The organism is Streptomyces sp. ICN903 (assembly GCF_022015835.1).
GTDB classification, from domain to species: Bacteria; Actinomycetota; Actinomycetes; order Streptomycetales; family Streptomycetaceae; genus Streptomyces; species Streptomyces fenghuangensis.
The window spans coordinates 1-1,938 of sequence record NZ_JAKMAY010000524.1; the positions used below are offsets into that span (position 1 = coordinate 1).

General features: G+C 74.8%; 1 protein-coding gene. It reads left to right on the forward strand.

Annotated elements, in window-relative coordinates; translation table 11 throughout:
- The coding region (locus L7D48_RS28490; RefSeq protein WP_237883943.1) for an ABC transporter permease subunit at positions 1 to 1,923 on the forward strand (1,923 nt) is incomplete at its 5' end.
- Positions 1,924 to 1,938 lie beyond the last annotated feature (15 nt).

Genomic DNA, 1,938 nt, shown 5'->3' on the forward strand with positions numbered 1-1,938 from the left:
CGCCCGGCCGCCCGAAGACTCCTCGTCCTCGCCCTCCTCGCCCTCGTGGCGGTCCCTCTCGCCGCCTCCGCATGGGGCAGCGGAAGCTGGCCGGACGCCCTGACCCACGACGTCCGCTCACCACTGGACGCACTCGACGCCTGGCTGGTCGACAACCGCGAGTCGCACTGGCTGTTCCTGTACTTCCTGCTGCACATCAGCAACAACGCGGTCCTGGCCGTCGACGGCGTCCTCGCCCTCCTCCAGGGGCTCGGCTGGACGGGCGTGACGGCCGCCGCCACCGCCCTCGCCTGGTTCGCCGGCGGCGCGGACCTCGGCCGCCGCGCCCTGCGCACCGCCGCGACCGCCCTGGGCACCTTCGCCGTGATCGGCCTGCTGGACCTGTGGGCGCCCGCCATGGAGACCCTGGCGCTGATGGCCGTCGCCGTCGCCGCCGCCGCGCTGATCGGCGCGGCGCTCGGCCTGGCCGCCGGACTCTCCGACCGCTGCGAGCGGCTGCTGCGCCCGGTATTCGACACCATGCAGGTGATGCCGGCGTTCGCCTACCTGCTGCCGTTCGTGCTCCTCTTCGGCATCGGCACGCCCTCGGCGCTGATCGCCACCGTCATCTACGCGGCGCCCCCCATGGCCCGCCTCACCTCGCTCGGCCTGCGCGGCGCCGACCCGGCCGCGCTGGAGGCCTCCGCCTCGCTGGGCGCGAACGCCTGGCAGCGGCTGGTCACGGCCCGGCTGCCGCTGGCCCGCCGCCAGATGCTGCTCGGCCTGAACCAGACCATCATGATGTGCCTGTCGATGGTCGTCCTCGCCTCGGTCATCGGCGCGGGCGGCCTGGGCGACGAGGTCTTCACCGCCCTGTCGCGGGTGGACGTCGGACAGGCGCTCGGCCCCGGCATCGCCATCGTGCTCATCGCGATCTGGCTGGACCGCACCACCGCCGCCGCGGGCGCACGCCTGGACGACGCCTCCGTCCCCGCGAGCCGCGGGCGCGCCTGGACGGTACGGGCAGCCGCCGCGGCCCTCGTCGCCGCCGCCTCAGTGGCCGGATCGGCCGCCCTGGGCCGGCAGTGGCCCGAGCAGTGGACCGTGAGCATCTCCGCCCCGGTCAACACCGCCGTCGACTGGATCACCGACAACCTCGGCTCCGGCATCCCCCTGATCGGCGGCACCGCCACCTGGTCGGAGAACTTCGCCCGCTGGGTGCTCAACCCGCTGCGCGACGGACTCCAGGGCGCCCCCTGGTGGCTGCTGCTCCTGGCCGCCGCCGCCCTCGCCCTGCTGACCGGCACCTGGCGCACCGCCGTGACCGCCGTGGCCGCGCTGGCGGCGATCGGCGCGATGGGCCTGTGGTCCACCTCGCTCAACACCCTCTCCCAGGTGCTCGCCGCACTGGTGGTCACCCTGCTGCCGGGCGTCGCGATCGGCGTCCTGGCCGCCCGGGTGCCCTGGGTGGACCGGGCCATCCGGCCGGTGCTCGACGTGATGCAGACGATGCCGCAGTTCATCTACCTCATCCCGGTGGTGGCGCTGTTCAACGTCGGCCGCACCGCCGCGATCATCGCCGCCGTTGTCTACGCGCTGCCCGCGGTCATCCGCATCACCGCCCAGGGCGTCCGGGAGACCGACCCCGGCGCGCTGGAGGCCGCCCGCTCCATGGGCGCATCCACCGGCCAGCAACTGCGCCACGTCCAGCTCCCGCTGGCCCGGCCCGCCCTGCTGCTGGCCGTCAACCAGGGAGTCGTCCTCGTCCTGGCCATCGTCGTCATCGGCGGCCTGGTGGGCGGCGGCGCGCTCGGCTACGACGTCGTCTACGCCCTGCAGAAGAGCGAACTGGGCATCGGCCTGACCGCCGGCGCGGCGATCGTCTGCCTCGGCGTGCTCCTGGACCGCGTCACCCAGCCCGCCGCCCCCCGCGACCGGCGCTGACCCGAGGTCCCCGGA